The following is a 14,636-nucleotide window of genomic DNA, read 5'->3' on the forward strand; positions in this document are numbered from 1 at the left end:
CTATGAAATTTAATAACTTGAAAATCGGTATGCGCATCGGCTTGGGCTTCGCAACAGTATTGGTATTGTTGGCGCTGGTGATTACCCTTGGACTCAACCGCTTATCGACGATAAACGACACAATTCATACGATTACCGGTGATCGATATGCAAAGATCGTGCGTGTAAATAGTATCTATGACGAAGTCAATTCCATTGCGCTCGTCATGCGCGATACCTTGCTATTCACGGAACAGCAACAACTGGCCAAAGAATTGGCGCAGATAGAAAATTCCAAAAAGATCATCGATGAAAATTTCGAGGTCTTGAACAAGACGATCAAGAGTCCAAAAGGCGTCGAGATATTGCGCGCTGCTCTGGCTTCCCGCACAACATATAAAGAATCACAGGAACTGTTCACCAAGCTGCATGCAGAAGGCAAGCTGGAGGAAGCCAAAGCCTTGTTGACCAATCCATTGCGTCCGCAGCAACAGAATTATCTGGCTGCATTGAAAAACATGATTGTTTTTCAAACAGGTTTGATGGATAGCGCGGTAGAAGCTGCAGAAGAACAATATGCTTCTGCGCGCATGACTTTGCTGGCGCTGGGTATATTGGCGATTGCATTGGGTGGGCTCATTGCATGGTTGATTTCACGCAGCATCACCCGTCCTATCGGTGAAGCAGTCAAAATTGCAGAAACTGTTGCGAGTGGCGACTTGAGTCAGAAAATCGTAGTGAAGACGACAGATGAAACCGGTATGTTGCTGAGCGCATTGAGAGCGATGAGCGATAGTTTGGTAAAAATTGTCGGCGAAGTCCGTCTTGGCACGGATACGATTGCTACCGCCTCCAGCCAGATTGCTTCCGGCAATCTGGATTTGTCTTCCCGCACAGAAGAACAGGCCAGCTCGCTGGAAGAGACCGCATCGTCGATGGAAGAGCTGACCTCTACCGTCAGGCAGAATGCCGACAATGCACGCCAGGCCAATCAACTTGCTGTATCTGCTTCCAGCGTTGCAGAAAAGGGCGGGGCAGTTGTATCGCAAGTGGTCGACACGATGGATGAGATCAATACTTCTGCGAAAAAAATAGTCGACATCATCGGTGTGATTGACGGCATTGCTTTCCAAACCAATATTCTGGCCTTGAACGCAGCGGTAGAAGCTGCACGCGCTGGTGAGCAAGGACGTGGTTTTGCAGTTGTAGCTTCTGAAGTACGCAACTTGGCGCAACGCTCAGCTGCGGCTGCCAAAGAAATCAAAATGTTGATCGGCGATTCAGTCGAGAAGGTAGAAAACGGCAGCAAGCTGGTAGAGCAGGCTGGTGCGACCATGAACGAAGTGGTGGAAAGCGTGAAGCGCGTGACTGACATCATGACGGAGATCACCGCTGCGAGTCAGGAACAAAGCGCAGGCATCGAGCAAGTAAATCAGGCCATCATGCAGATGGATCAAGTGACACAGCAAAATGCCTCCTTGGTAGAAGAAGCTGCCGCTGCTGCAGAATCCCTGCAAGGACAGGCGGCCAATCTGGCGCAGGTGGTGAGTGTGTTCAAACTGGATGGCACAACGAGAATCGCATCTGTGCCGACGCTCACATCGCGTCCTGTTCATACTGTTTCGACTTTGGCGGTTAAGGGTAAAGTGAAACAGGCCATTGCTGCACCTGCGCAGAAAAAAGTGGCGAATGGCACTTCAGCTGCGGGTGACGATTGGGAAGAATTCTAATTCAATACTTCGCTGTTATTGGCCGGGCTACTTGTCCGGCCCGATGAATTGAATTGGGAGATGAATATGAATAGCGATGAAATTGCATACATGATGAGTAAGAGTTATTCCATGCATGGCGATGGCTTGACGTGTGCAGAGGCAGCAGGTGCCATGGCTGCCGTGCTGGCACGCGTGCAGCCGCGGGTAGTGGAAGAAGATTTCAATTTGCTAGTGGTATTGGGCGGTGTTTTGTTTCGCGAAGGATTGAGAGAGTTTGAATCTGCCAAACAAGCACGTGAAGCAATTCATCGCGCAAGACGCATGGAAAATTAAGCAAGAGTGAACATGATTGCGCGCATAGACCATGGCGCATGTATTAAAAGAGGTCGTAAGACAGGAACCTCAATAGGAGCTAAAAGGAAGTCTGGAACTCACCAACAATCATCCATGCATGTACATGCATGGCACGGATCGCAGAGTTATTTCGCATGCAGCCATTCAACGGATATGAAATCGTTGCATTGGCTATTTGTTTTGGTGCCTCTTATGCGATAAAAATAGTGGATCAAGGTTGTCGTCTTGTCATCTAATTTGTTATCTGCATGTTAAATGTTCTCGTGATTGCTGATCAATGCCGAAAATGACAATGTCATAACTTGAGCCGATTGATTTATGCTGCCAAGTTAATTTCGGTTGATGTGAGGGAAGAATGGGTTTTCGCTTTGGTAGGCCACGCAGATTTTATCGTGGTGTGCGCACTCGATTAAGCAATTACAAGCTCTTCACCTCTTCTTTCGCCTTGCGACGAAACACACATCTTGAAGATGAAGAATCCCGGCATGTGGAGCCTGATGAACCGGCAGGCGCTGGCTGGAACGTCACGGAGCCGGCACATACACAAGTGTCTTCTCCCGATGCAGGCATGAGCCTTGCACATGCAGATATTGAACAGCAGCGCATAGGAAACAAATGTGCGTTGGATGAAGCCAATGCTTTGCTCGCGGCTTTATTCGATCGTGCGCCATACGGAATCGTGATTGCCGATGTTGACGGGAAATTTATTCGTGCGAATACCGCCTTTCAGGTCATGACAGGATTGAGTGAGACTGAACTTTTTAATCACTCGGTCGAAAGTTTGACGCATCAGGAGGATTATCTTGCGAATAAGGTTTTGCTGGATCAGTTGCTCAATGGCGAGCGTACTTCGTTCGAGATCGAGAAACGTTATTGTTTGAATGACTCGACCATCTGGATTAACAGCTTTGTTTCAACCATAGATAACAGCAAATGCAAGAATCGTTATCTGGTTGCCATCGTGCGTGATATTACGGACAGAAAACGTGCAGAACGTGAAGTTGCGTCTTCGCAGCTTGAGTTGCGGTCGCTTTATGACCGTTTGCAAACCATCAGGGAAGAAGAACGGATAGCGCTGGCACGCGAAGTACATGATCAGCTCGGGCAGATATTGTCCGCCGCGAAGATTGATATCAAATTACTGGAAGACGATATTAGTCTTCCGAATTCAGTGCTATCGAAGAGGAAGATTTCGGCAGAACTCCATTCTGCTCGCGTTAGTCTTGAGAAGGCGATTGAATCGGTCAGGCGAATTGCAACGGAGCTGCGACCGCCGGAGTTGGATGCGCAAGGTTTGGGCGCGGCGATTGAATGGCACAGTCTGGATTTTGAGCGCCGGACAAAAATCAAATGCAGAGTCGAAATATTGACAGGCATAGATGAGCCTGAAGGCATGATAGCGACCGCGCTATTCCGGATATTTCAAGAGGCGACGACCAATGTGCTGCGCCATGCCAAGGCGCGCAATGTGCGTGTGAGCTTGGGATATCGCGGCAATGCAGCGCTGCTGCGCGTATATGACGATGGCATAGGTATTAAATTGACACGCACAGAAAGTGCCCGTTCGCTCGGCATACGCGGGATGCATGAGCGTGCAGCGGCGCTGAAAGGGAAAGTGGTTGTGGCAGCAGTGCAGCCTAGGGGAACGCTGGTTTCGGCAAAAATTCCGATGGGGAAAAAAGATGACGGTTTGGTCGAAGGACAGAAGTTGACATTGGCATCGTACGCTGGGGGAAAAATGTGATCAGGGTTTTCATTGCGGACGATCACGAATTGATTCGCATGGGCGTGAAGAAAGTCATCCGCACATCCAAAGACATCCGCATTGTTGGTGAAGCATGCAACATCGAAGAAATGCTGCAATTTGTCCCGCAGGTAAAGCCGGATATCGTCGTGCTGGACATCAACTTCCCGGAGAACGACGGTTTTGCCGGCCTGGTGACATTGCGTCGTCTTTTTCCTGATCTGCCTGTTCTTATTCTGAGCATGTTTCCCGAAGAACGATACGCTATACGCGCATTGAAGGCTGGTGCTGCCGGTTACATCAGTAAAGCGATGGCAGCGGAAGAGTTGGTAGCGGCGATACGTAAAGTGATGTCTGCCGGGACATACATCAGTCCGCGTATGGCAGAAATTTTGGCTCTGGATTATCGCAATCCGGGTCATGCTTCTCTGCACGACAGACTGGCCAGTCGTGAGTTGCAGATCGTCTCTCTTCTTGGCTCAGGCAAGCAGATCAAGCAAATTGCGGCTGAACTTTCCATCAGCATCAGTACAGTGAATACTTACCGGATCCGCATATTCAAGAAAATGGGTTTGCGTTCCAACGCTGAGTTGATTCGCTATGCGGTTGAGCAGCAGCTGGTTGATTGATTGCTAAGGACTTGATGGTGAGGTAGTGAGAAACAAAGATACAGGTGACTTTTTCTCAATACTGCAATGACTTCATGTGCAGTTGTATCAATCTTCCTTGTCCGTTTTGGCGATTAATGGCTCGCCTATCGCATAAAAATTTCCGCCGGCAATGTAGTGCAGACTTCTCCAGTCTGGATCAGCACTTTCGAAGTGCCAATGGCCATTCTTGAAGACACGCGTATCGGCCCATGCGCCCACCACTTCGCCGATAAACAGATCGTAGCTTGTTTGATTGTGTGGCTCGGGTATCACCTTGCATGCGAGCCAGGCCGAACATCCCGCGACGAAGGGCAGCTCATAACCGTCTATGCGAAACAGTTTTACATCAGCGTTCTTTAGCTTGTCCGGTTCTGTGAGCAGGCTTTTGCTACCCACTTGGTGTGTCAATTGCAGTTGTGCCGCAGTAGGGACCTGGATGACGAAGGTTCCGCTGTTCTCTACAAGTTCTCTGGTCTTCGTATTTTTGTCCAAGACAACGGTCAGCTTTGGCGGCGAGAAATCCAGCGCGCAAGCCCATGCGGCCGCCATGACGTTGTCTACGCCCTTATATCCTGCAGAGACGAGAACCGTAGGGCCGTGGTTAATCAGTCTGTAAGCTTTTTCAAGTTCAACTGGAGATATATGGCTATCCATTCAGCGTCCTAAGAATATTCATCGGGTGCAAGCTTGCACAGCAAGCACAAGTTCGTACTAGCTATCTAAACACATCCTCTTTCGATAGCGCTGCAGTGGTGAACTGGCTATAAATTATAATGTGGTGCTGGCTATCACCATTTCAACTCAAATTCTCTCATGCCTTTTTCCGCACTTGCGCTTCTTATCACGGCTGGTTTTATTCATGCGGGATGGAATATCGTCGCAAAGAAGGTGGGTGGGGATGCGCGATTCGCTTTATTCACTAGTCTGTTCCTTGCCTTGGTATGGGCACCGTTAGGGATTTGGCTGGCCTGGGATGTAGTCCCGACTTGGGGACTGAATGAATGGGCGATCATCTTACTGAGCGGCATTCTTCACGTGATTTATTACGTGGTACTGCTGCGTGGTTATCGTAAAGCGGATCTCACTGTGGTGTATCCCTTGGCGCGTGGATCTGGTCCGCTGCTTTCCTCTATTGCTGCATTGACGCTGTTCGGCGAACAGGTATCGACACTGGGCATCGGCGGCATTGCGGGTGTGGTGCTTGGTGTCTTCCTCATTGCAGGTGGGCCCAAGCTTTTTCTTGCGGCCAAGGATCCGGTGCAACGCCAGCGATTGCATATTGGTATTTTCTACGGTCTGCTAACGGGCGCTTTTATTGCGTGTTACACAGTAGTGGATGGATATGCCGTCAAGTTCATGTTGATGTCTCCGATCTTGATCGACTACATCGGTAACTTTGTTCGCATAGTTGTACTGGCACCTACCTTTTTTCATGATCGCGTTACTGGCATCGATCTATGGAAGAAGCAGTGGAAGTACGCCTTGATCGTTGGCGTGATCAGCCCTGTATCCTATGTACTTGTTCTTTATGCGGTCAAACTCGCACCCTTGTCGCATGTCGCGCCAGCACGTGAAGTCTCCATGCTCTTTGCCGCAATTATTGGTGGTCATCTTTTGAAAGAGGGCGATCGTATTCAGCGACTGATTGGCGCCATCTTTATCGCTGTTGGTGTGATTGCTCTCGCACTTGGATAAATCAAAAAGCCAGATTCTTTATATAGTCAGGGCAGCGTCAGATTTTCGGCAACGAAGTCCACGAATACTCTGAGCTTGGGTGACAGGTGCCGACTGGATGGCCACAGGATGTTCAAAGGTGTGCGTTCCTGGTTGTACTCGTCCAGTACGCTGATGAGTTTGCCTTCATCCAGTTGGCGTTGTATGGTGAGATCCGGCACGCAAGCGAGGCCTATGCCTTGTTCGGCAAAGCATACTTGCGGGTTCAATGAGTTTGTCATCATGCTGGCGGATAGATCGATCGCAAGTGGCTCGCCGTTTCTGCTCAAAGACCAGACATCCAACTTGCCGGTGCTGGGAAAGCGATAGAGCAGGCAGGCGTGATGGCGCAGGTCTTCCGGTTGCAGCGGACGCCCGTTTCGTTCGAAGTATTCTGGTGAGCCGACGATGATGCGGCGATAAGAGCCGAGAGTGCGTGCCATCAATCGTGAGTCACTTGGTTTGCCAGTGCGGATCACGGCATCGAAGCCTTCTTCAATTACATCCACCAAACGATCTGAACAATCTATGTCCAGCGCAACATCGGGATAGCGCGACTGGAACTTAGCCAGCCCGGACATGAACTTCACGCTGAGTGAGGGCATGCTGATGCGCAGTTTTCCTTGCGGTGCACTTTGCGTTTGCAAGAGCTCTGCTTCAGCTGCTTCCACTTCACACAGAATGCGCCGACAACGTTCCAGAAATAATGCACCCTCTGGCGTCAGATTGATGGCGCGGGTAGAGCGATGGAATAGCCTTACCCCCAGTCTTTCCTCTAAGCGCACGATAGCCTTGCTGACGGCTGATGCCGAGATGCCCAGTTGTTGTCCGGCGGCGGTAAAACTACGTGCTTCCCCTGCGTGAACGAAGACGTTCAGCGAACTTAAATTGTCCATGATTTATTCCAATTGATGACACTAGAGTCATAAGTATTTGGAACTGTAGCCTATTTTTCATTTATCCATTTCCCCTCACACTGTGGCCCAGACTCAGGCGCACCAATTGATGCGCGCAGATAGATGACAGGAAAAATGAAAATGACGACTACGAATGCGACCGCAATCAATAGCGAGGAGCGATTACCACTGACCGCATTGTTGGCTTTGGCGATGGCAGGTTTTTTGGCGCTAGTAACGGAGATACTTCCGGCTGGCATGTTGTTGCAGATCAGCGCAGGAATGGATGTCTCGGAAGCACTCGCGGGTCAGTTCGTGACCTTGTATGCCATGGGTGCATTGGTCGCGGCGGTACCGCTGACGGCTGCAACGATAGGCTGGCGTCGGCGACCATTATTGATGGCGGCATTGATTGCCGTGTTGGTCTTTAATACGCTGACGGCGCTGACGTCCAGTTATGCCGTCGCTTTGGTCGCACGCTTTTTGGCAGGAATGGGCGTAGGTTTGATCTGGGGCATGCTGGCCGGTTATGCACGGCGCATGGTGCCGGACCATCTTAAAGGACGCGCTTTGGCGGTGGCGGGATTGGGTGTGCCGTTGGCATTGTCACTGGGCGTACCGCTTGGTGCGTTGCTGGCAGCTACTTTGGGTTGGCGTAGTGCATTCGGCGCGATGTCTGTACTGGCGCTGGCGGTGATCGTCTGGGTCTTCTTCAAAGTGCCTGACTATCCGGGGCAAGCGGCAGAAAAGCGCGCGCCAGTACGCAAGGTTTTCTTGACGCCTGGTGTGCGTCCGGTGCTAGCGGTGCTTGCGCTGTGGGTGTTGGCGCATAACATTCTCTTCACTTATATGATGCCTTTCCTCGCACCAGCTGGCCTGTCTGATCGTATCGATTTGGTACTGCTGGTTTTTGGTGTTGCATCACTTGTCGGTTTGGCGCTGAGCGGCTTGTTGGTAGATCGTATGCTGCGCTTGCTGGTACTGCTTAGTTTGGCGGGCTTTGCTTTGGTAGCGCTGGTGTTGGCTATCGCCGGTGCTCAACCTGTGATGGTTTATCTCGCGGTGGCAGTATGGGGTTTGACCTTCGGTGGTGCTCCGACTTTGCTACAAACTGCATCGGCAGAAGCGGCGGGTGCTGGTGCGGATGTGGCGCAGTCCATTCTTGTCACGGTGTGGAATAGTGCCATCGCAATTGGCGGCATCGTCGGTGGTGTTTTGCTGGAGACAAAAGGTGCGGGTGCACTCGCATGGGCTGTGTTGGCATTGGCAACGGCCGGTTTATTGGTGGCTTGGACATCTAGCGCACATGGATTTTCGAACAGGTTTTCGACTGATATAGGATTGGCTGCAGAAGGGAGTTAATTACTCGAGCTTGAATTTTCTTATGCGGAAAACAGTTAAACATTCTTGAAACGATTCGTTCTCTTATCTTGCTGATCTACTTAAGCTTATTCACTTCAACGTGGATACAAGGCAGATCAAGAAATGGTAACGACATCAAACAAACGACGTCTGGTTTTGCAAGGCATGGCTGCAGCTGCATTGGCAGGTACAACTTCTTTGAGCGTGGCTGCTGAAGATCGTGCCTTGCGTATCGGCTATCAGAAATTCAATACGTTGAATATTCTGAAGGGCACAGGCAATCTGGAAAAGGCCCTGCAGCCTTTGGGTTGGAAAGTAAAGTGGTTCGAGTTTGCTGCTGGTCCGCAATTGACCGAAGCCTTGAACGTCGATGCGATTGATTTCGGTCATGCGGCGGATACGCCTTCAGCGTTTGCTAATGCGGCTGGCGTCAATGCAGTTTATCTGGCGGCTGAACAGCCTTATCCAAAAGGTATCGCCATCTTCACTTCGCAAGATTCACCTATCCGTTCCATCAAGGAATTGAAAGGCAAGAAGATCGCATTGGGACGCGGCTGGAATGTGCAGTATCTGCTGGTACGTGCACTGGAAGAAGTCGGCCTGACTTATAACGACATCATTCCCGCGTACGTCACCAATGCTGCTGATGTACGCGCTGCCTTCCAGTCAGGCAATGTTGATGCTGCGGCCTTATGGGATCCATTCCTGGCGGGGCAGCAGATCACCAACAATCCTCGTATCTTGCGCGATGGTAGTGGATTGTCGAACAACCGCACCTTCCATCTGGCAAATCCAAAATTTGTTGATCAGAACAAGAACATCATTCGCACGCTGTTTGCCGAGCTGAAGAAAACCAACACCTGGACACAAGCACATCCGCAGGAAACTGCCGAACTATTGGCGCCGCAATTAGGTGTTGATGTGAAGGTACTGCGACTCGCAACGGAGCGACGCAACTACACGACTGTACCTATCGATGCCGGCATCATTCAGGAGCAGCAACAGATTGTTGAAGCTTTCTACAAATTGAATTTGATCAAGAATCCGGTGCAGGTGAAAGACAAGGTATATGGCGAAGTATTGCTGTAATACGGTTGTAGAGTAGGCCTTGCTTCGTTCGCCAAGTAGCGGATGAAGCAGAGCCAATACTCCCGCGTCTTTCTCACATCAAACTCGATTTATTCATTCCATCTTCTGGAAACTCCCATGCAGATTCATCTTGCCGCCTTTCTGATTGCCGGCAATGCCGCGCATAGTCAGGTGCTATGGCGTCACCCGCAAAGTCAGCCGGGTGGCTTTCTCAAACTCGACTACTACGCGCGCATTGCACAAACGTTGGAACGCGGTAAATTCGATTTACTGTTCTTCGCAGATAGACTCGCAGTATCAACGCGCTATGGTGGCGATCATCGCTATGGCGTAGCGCATGGTGATCAAGATGCGACGCGACTCGATCCTTTGCCAGTACTTGGAGCACTGGCAGCGGTTACATCGCATATCGGTTTAGGCGCGACACGTTCCACTACTTATTCTCAACCGTATAGTTTGGCGCGCGAGTTTTCCACTTTGGATCATTTGTCTTCCGGACGTGCCGCGTGGAATGTCGTGACTTCAGTCAATCAGGGCGAAGCGGATAATTTTGGTCTGCGTGAAACGCTGGGGCATGATGAACGCTACGATCGTGCCGATGAATTCCTTGAAGTCGCACACAAGTTATGGGGTAGTTGGGCACCCGACGCTTTGCAATTGGATGCGAGCAAAGGGCAATATGGAGATGCTGATCAAGTTAATGCGATTGCGCATCAAGGCAGGCATTTCAATGTGCAAGGTCCGTTAAACATTCCTGCGTCGCCGCAAGGAGGTCCCGTCATTATTCAGGCTGGGTCATCACATCGGGGGCAAGATTTTGCCGCACGCTGGGCGGAAGTGGTGTTTGGCATACAACCAGATCTGCCACGCATGCAGCGCTTTTATCAGGACTTAAAGGGACGCGCAGCTAAGTTTGGCCGGGCGCCAACTGATATCAAGGTGCTCACCGCGATGATGCCCTTTGTCGGCAACACGCTGGACGAAGCTGAAGAGAAACGTGCGCAGCATAATGCGTTGATAGATGATCCGCTGGTCGGCTTGTCGACCTTATCCAGTCATATGAATGTTGATTTCTCAGCATATCCGCTGGATGCACCTATCGAAGACTTGCAAGTCGCCGGCATGCAGGGCTTGTTCAGTTTGGTCAAAGAATTATCGAAAGAGCAGAAACTGACGCTGGCAGATATCGGCCGTTTGTATGCGAGCGGTGTGCTGGTACCGCAGATAGTTGGAACTGCAGCCGATATCGCCGACTGGATGGGCAACATCATTGCGCAACAAGGGGCAGATGGCTTTGTCATTACGCCGGCGCATTTGCCAGACGGTTTTGATGACTTCGTCGATCTCGTAGTGCCGGAACTGCAAAGACGCGGGCAATTCCGTCTCGACTATGAAGGTGATACTTTGCGCAGCTATTTGCAAAGTTGATGGGCAAGGGTGGTGATGCAAGGCCCAGAAACGACAAAACCGTTGACGGATCAACGGTTTAGCGTATTCGTGGTGGAGGCGGCGGGAATCGAACCCGCGTCCAGAAGCACTCTACAGACAGTTCTACATACTTAGCGCTGCCATTTGATTTAACCCAGACGACGCGGACGCGCACGCTTCGGACAGGCGAGTCACCTATTATTTAACGCCTTGCCAAGTGACCCGGCACGACGCGATTCCTTGTATATGACTTCACTGCTGTTGCCAGCCCGCCCCAAGGAAGAAACGGTGTGAAGCTAACCGGTTATTAAGCGGCTAGTGCGTACGAGTTATCGTTTGCAGTTATTACTTTTCCGGTTGTATTTACGAGGTGACCAGCCCTCGGTATGCCCTGCGCTGCTTTGCAACCCCTGTCGAAACCAGGTCGCCCCCAAGCATTGCCATTGTATCTCATTAGATGGGGTGATTCATCCCAGATTCAAGTGAGCGAGAATTTAGCGGCTCTCCTCGAAGCTGCATATCTGTTTTTACTGGCTAATCAGCGTAAACAATTGCTGCGGAGACTCCGCCAAAGCATCGGCATTCCAGCTCGCTGGTGCAATGTTGCCGCAGTAACCCCATCCGGCAGCGATAGTGGTCATGCCGGCTGCCTGGCCTGCTTGAATGTCACGCAAATCGTCGCCGACATACCAGCAATGTTCCGGATCGATGCCGATACGTTTGGCAGCTTCGAACAGCGGAGCAGGGTGTGGTTTGGGATGGCTCGCGGTATCGCCTGAGATAACGCAGGCCGCGTGGTCGAGGCCGATTTGTGGCACCAGGCTGTCAGTAAGGTAGGAAACTTTATTGGTGACGATACCCCAGACGATGCCTTGTGCTTGCAAGTTGGCAAGCAGTTCGGTGATGCCGTCGAACAAGCGGCTTTCGACCGCGATCGATTCTTCATAGTTTTTTAGGAAGGCATCGCGCAGTTCCGGGTATTCAGCATCTTGCGGCGTTAGTCCGAATGCAGCACCTATCAGTCCGCGCGCACCTGCCGAAGCGGTGGGGCGCAGCAATTCATAATCAGTTGGTTCCAGTCCGCGTGCAATGCGCAATTGATTGACTGCACCAGCCAGATCAGGAGCTGTATCTGCAAGCGTGCCATCGAGATCAAACAGGATGGCTTGTGGTGTGCGTAATTTCATGCGGACTCAATCAATATGCAGAAGGATGAGAGCAAGCGCTTTATCGTAGTTGTAACCGATGAAAAGCGCTGAGATTTACTGATAATCAGGCTGGCTTTGTACACGCGACCAGATAATTGACGCTGGTGTCCTGATGAAGAGAATAAATCTTCGTGAGTGGATTGAAGCCCATGCCCTTGAGTGCATCAATGCTCAAACCAGCTTCACGTGCAAAGCGCGACAATTCGGCAGGTGTAATAAATTTGGCGTAATCGTGTGTGCCTTTAGGCAGCATGCGCAATAAATATTCTGCACCGATGATGGCGTGTATATACGCTTTTGGATTGCGATTGATAGTCGAGAAAAATATCTTGCCACCTGGTTTTGCCAGCTTTGCACAGGCTGCAACAATCGAGGCGGGATCGGGTACGTGTTCCAGCATTTCCATGCAGGTGACAACATCATAGCGACCAGCTTCTCGCTCAGCCAAATCTTCGGCTGCGATCAATTCGTAGCGTACTTGCACGCCGGATTCCAGGCTGTGCAAATCGGCGACCTTCAATGCCTTTTCGGACAAATCGATGCCAGTGACGTTCGCGCCTTTTTTTGCCATTGACTCAGCAAGGATGCCACCACCACAACCGATATCGACGACGGTTTTGCCGCTGATCGGTGCGCGACCATTGATCCATTCAAGCCGCAATGGATTGATTTCATGGAGCGGGCGAAATTCTGATGTTGGATCCCACCATTGATGGGCCAGGTCGCTAAATTTTTTCAGTTCTAATGGGTCGGCGTTCATGGGCTAGATGATAACTGGAAAGTGCGTTGAGTGTATTTGTTGCGTTGCTACGTGTGGGGCGGCTTGTTTCATGCACGAAAAAAAACCCCGCCGTAGCGGGGTTTTGGATTCGTAAAAAACGAATTATTTACGTGTACCAACAACTTCGATTTCTACGCGACGGTTTTGTGCGCGACCAGCTGCTGTTTTGTTTGTAGCGACTGGTTGTTTTTTGCCTTTGCCTTCGGTGTAGATACGTTTCGAATCAACACCTTTGCCAACCAAGTAGCCTTTAACAGCTTCTGCGCGACGGATCGACAGTTTTTGGTTGTATGCATCGGAACCGATCGAATCGGTATGACCAACAGCAATGATAACTTCCAGGTTCAAATCGTTGAGTTTGGAAGCCAGATCGTCAAGCTTAGCTTTGCCTTCTGGTTTCAAAACTGCTTTGTCGAAGTCAAAGAATGCATCAGCTGCAAATGTGACTTTTTCCGAAGTTGGAACTGGTGCAACAACGACAACTGCTGCTGGAGCTGCTGGAGCTGCTGCGACCAAGGCGCCATCGCAACCAGCAACTGAAGCTGCTGGAGTCCAGTAGCCAGTGTGCCAGCACAGACCGGTCGAGTTGCGAACGATCGTACCGTTAGTGGCTTGAGCGTAAGCGCTGTTAGGTGTGCTTGCTTTGATGTCTGTTTGTGCTTGTGCAGAGAACGCAACGACCGCGGATGCAGCGAAGACGAGTTTTGCTAATTTATTCATATTTCTTTCTCCTCTCGAGTGAGATATCCGCAGATTAACCTGCGCAAATTACGTGAATGACATCGGAAATGGATATTAACACGCGCTTCAACGACCACATGAAACAAAATTGTTCGCATGCAATAGTCTAACTTGCCTCCATTTTGCCACAGCCGATGCGTCCAGCGAACGATTGCCAAATCGACTAATTAACGTTTTGTTTAAAGCGTTGTGTTTAAACAACGACTTGCTAAGAAATATTTCCCCTGGCAAAACATTGACCTTTGAACATCAAAAACGTTCATGTTTTTGAGAAATCTTTGATAAAAAGCACTCTTTTATTTCGGCAAGTTGTGCATTTCAATTAAAACGCGCCGATTTGGTGCTAAACATGCAACTAGTTTGGTGCGTTTCAATGTGCTGTCGCAATCCTTGACAGGCTGGCTGGCGCCGACACCGGCAACCTTCATATTGACCGTCACGCCCTTTTTCTTTAGATAGCTGGCAACTGCGGCAGCGCGTTTTTCCGATAAAACCTGGTTGGAACGTGCATTGCCCAGCAAATCCGTGTATCCGGTAATCGTCATGCCGCTGGCGCCATTGCATGCCGTCAGTTTCGGCAGGACATCGTGATCGATGCGGGTTTTAGCCGCTCTATTTAATACAGTCTGATTCAGACCGAAGGTTTGGTCGCTTTCCAGTGCGATAGTGAAATCGCAAGAATTTGTCGCAATGGCGACTGGTGCTACCTTGCCGTCCAGATGGCTGGCAACATCGGGCGCGGTTGGATTTGGGATCGGTGAAGCTAGCGCACCGTCGCAACCGGCGACTGCATCGCCCGGCGTCCATGCGCCTGAGCGCCAGCACAGGCCGAAGGCGCTGCGCGTGACTACACCACGGCTATCTTGAGTGTATGCATTGTTTGTTGGGGCCTGAATATCGGTTTGCGCGGCGACGTAGGATGAGGAAGCGCCAAGCAGCAAGCCAAGGACCACTTTGTTGATCATGTTTTTCTCTTGTT

14 protein-coding genes and 1 other RNA gene are annotated in these 14,636 nt (G+C 50.5%); 8 read left to right on the plus strand and 7 right to left on the minus strand.

Annotated features, from left to right (window positions below; translation table 11 throughout):
* Positions 1-2 precede the first annotated feature (2 nt).
* From BQ6873_RS15910 to BQ6873_RS15925, 4 genes are all read left to right on the plus strand, one after another.
* Positions 3-1,709, plus strand: coding sequence for a methyl-accepting chemotaxis protein (locus tag BQ6873_RS15910; RefSeq protein WP_076593536.1), 1,707 nt, complete (start codon positions 3-5; stop codon positions 1,707-1,709).
* 66 nt (positions 1,710-1,775) lie between these two features.
* Complete coding sequence (locus tag BQ6873_RS15915; RefSeq protein WP_076593537.1) at positions 1,776-2,024, plus strand: hypothetical protein; 249 nt, start codon at positions 1,776-1,778, stop codon at positions 2,022-2,024.
* 466 nt (positions 2,025-2,490) lie between these two features.
* Complete coding sequence (locus BQ6873_RS15920; protein ID WP_231949373.1) at positions 2,491-3,789, plus strand: PAS domain-containing sensor histidine kinase; 1,299 nt, start codon at positions 2,491-2,493, stop codon at positions 3,787-3,789.
* Entirely contained in the window at positions 3,786-4,418 is a 633-nt protein-coding gene (locus BQ6873_RS15925) for a response regulator (RefSeq protein WP_076593539.1), read from the plus strand. Before BQ6873_RS15920 ends, BQ6873_RS15925 begins: the two co-directional genes overlap by 4 nt.
* 87 nt (positions 4,419-4,505) lie before the next feature.
* Here the strand turns inward: BQ6873_RS15925 and BQ6873_RS15930 are convergent, their stop codons facing one another.
* Positions 4,506-5,093, minus strand: coding sequence for a flavin reductase family protein (locus BQ6873_RS15930; RefSeq protein ID WP_076593540.1), 588 nt, complete (start codon positions 5,091-5,093; stop codon positions 4,506-4,508).
* A 159-nt stretch (positions 5,094-5,252) separates the two neighbouring features.
* On the opposite strand from BQ6873_RS15930, the gene BQ6873_RS15935 reads away from it, so the two are divergent.
* Positions 5,253-6,134, plus strand: coding sequence for an EamA family transporter (locus BQ6873_RS15935; protein ID WP_076593541.1), 882 nt, complete (start codon positions 5,253-5,255; stop codon positions 6,132-6,134).
* Positions 6,135-6,160: 26 nt separating this feature from the next.
* On the opposite strand, the gene BQ6873_RS15940 is transcribed toward BQ6873_RS15935, so the two are convergent.
* Positions 6,161-7,048 carry a LysR family transcriptional regulator gene (locus BQ6873_RS15940; protein WP_076593542.1) on the minus strand — a complete coding sequence of 296 codons (888 nt, stop codon included), beginning with the start codon at positions 7,046-7,048 and terminating at the stop codon, positions 6,161-6,163.
* A gap of 141 nt (positions 7,049-7,189) precedes the next feature.
* On the opposite strand from BQ6873_RS15940, the gene BQ6873_RS15945 reads away from it, so the two are divergent.
* The 3 genes from BQ6873_RS15945 to BQ6873_RS15955 all read left to right on the plus strand — a co-directional run bounded on the left by BQ6873_RS15945 (position 7,190) and on the right by BQ6873_RS15955 (position 10,927).
* Entirely contained in the window at positions 7,190-8,410 is a 1,221-nt protein-coding gene (locus BQ6873_RS15945) for an MFS transporter (protein ID WP_197685180.1), read from the plus strand.
* Between the two features lie 123 nt (positions 8,411-8,533).
* Positions 8,534-9,499, plus strand: coding sequence for an aliphatic sulfonate ABC transporter substrate-binding protein (locus BQ6873_RS15950; protein ID WP_076593544.1), 966 nt, complete (start codon positions 8,534-8,536; stop codon positions 9,497-9,499).
* A 117-nt stretch (positions 9,500-9,616) separates the two neighbouring features.
* Positions 9,617-10,927, plus strand: a complete 1,311-nt coding sequence (locus BQ6873_RS15955) for an LLM class flavin-dependent oxidoreductase (protein ID WP_076593545.1) — start codon at positions 9,617-9,619, stop codon at positions 10,925-10,927.
* 70 nt (positions 10,928-10,997) lie between these two features.
* Here the strand turns inward: BQ6873_RS15955 and ssrA are convergent.
* From ssrA to BQ6873_RS15980, 5 genes are all read right to left on the minus strand, one after another.
* Positions 10,998-11,359: a transfer-messenger RNA gene (gene ssrA / locus BQ6873_RS15960) on the minus strand.
* A gap of 95 nt (positions 11,360-11,454) precedes the next feature.
* Positions 11,455-12,114 carry an HAD family hydrolase gene (locus BQ6873_RS15965; RefSeq protein ID WP_076593546.1) on the minus strand — a complete coding sequence of 220 codons (660 nt, stop codon included), beginning with the start codon at positions 12,112-12,114 and terminating at the stop codon, positions 11,455-11,457.
* 85 nt (positions 12,115-12,199) lie between these two features.
* A complete protein-coding gene (ubiG, locus tag BQ6873_RS15970) occupies positions 12,200-12,895 on the minus strand; it encodes a bifunctional 2-polyprenyl-6-hydroxyphenol methylase/3-demethylubiquinol 3-O-methyltransferase UbiG (RefSeq protein ID WP_076593547.1) in 696 nt (231 codons plus the stop codon).
* 123 nt (positions 12,896-13,018) lie between these two features.
* The gene (ompA, locus tag BQ6873_RS15975) at positions 13,019-13,636 is read right to left on the minus strand and encodes an outer membrane protein OmpA (RefSeq protein WP_076593548.1); all 618 of its coding nucleotides are present in this window, start codon (positions 13,634-13,636) and stop codon (positions 13,019-13,021) included.
* Positions 13,637-13,953: 317 nt separating this feature from the next.
* Positions 13,954-14,622: an OmpA family protein gene (locus tag BQ6873_RS15980; protein WP_076593549.1), complete on the minus strand. Its 669-nt coding sequence runs from the start codon at positions 14,620-14,622 to the stop codon at positions 13,954-13,956.
* Positions 14,623-14,636 lie beyond the last annotated feature (14 nt).

It is taken from the genome of Herminiimonas arsenitoxidans, from assembly GCF_900130075.1.
Classification (GTDB): Bacteria; Pseudomonadota; Gammaproteobacteria; order Burkholderiales; family Burkholderiaceae_D; genus Oxalicibacterium; species Oxalicibacterium arsenitoxidans.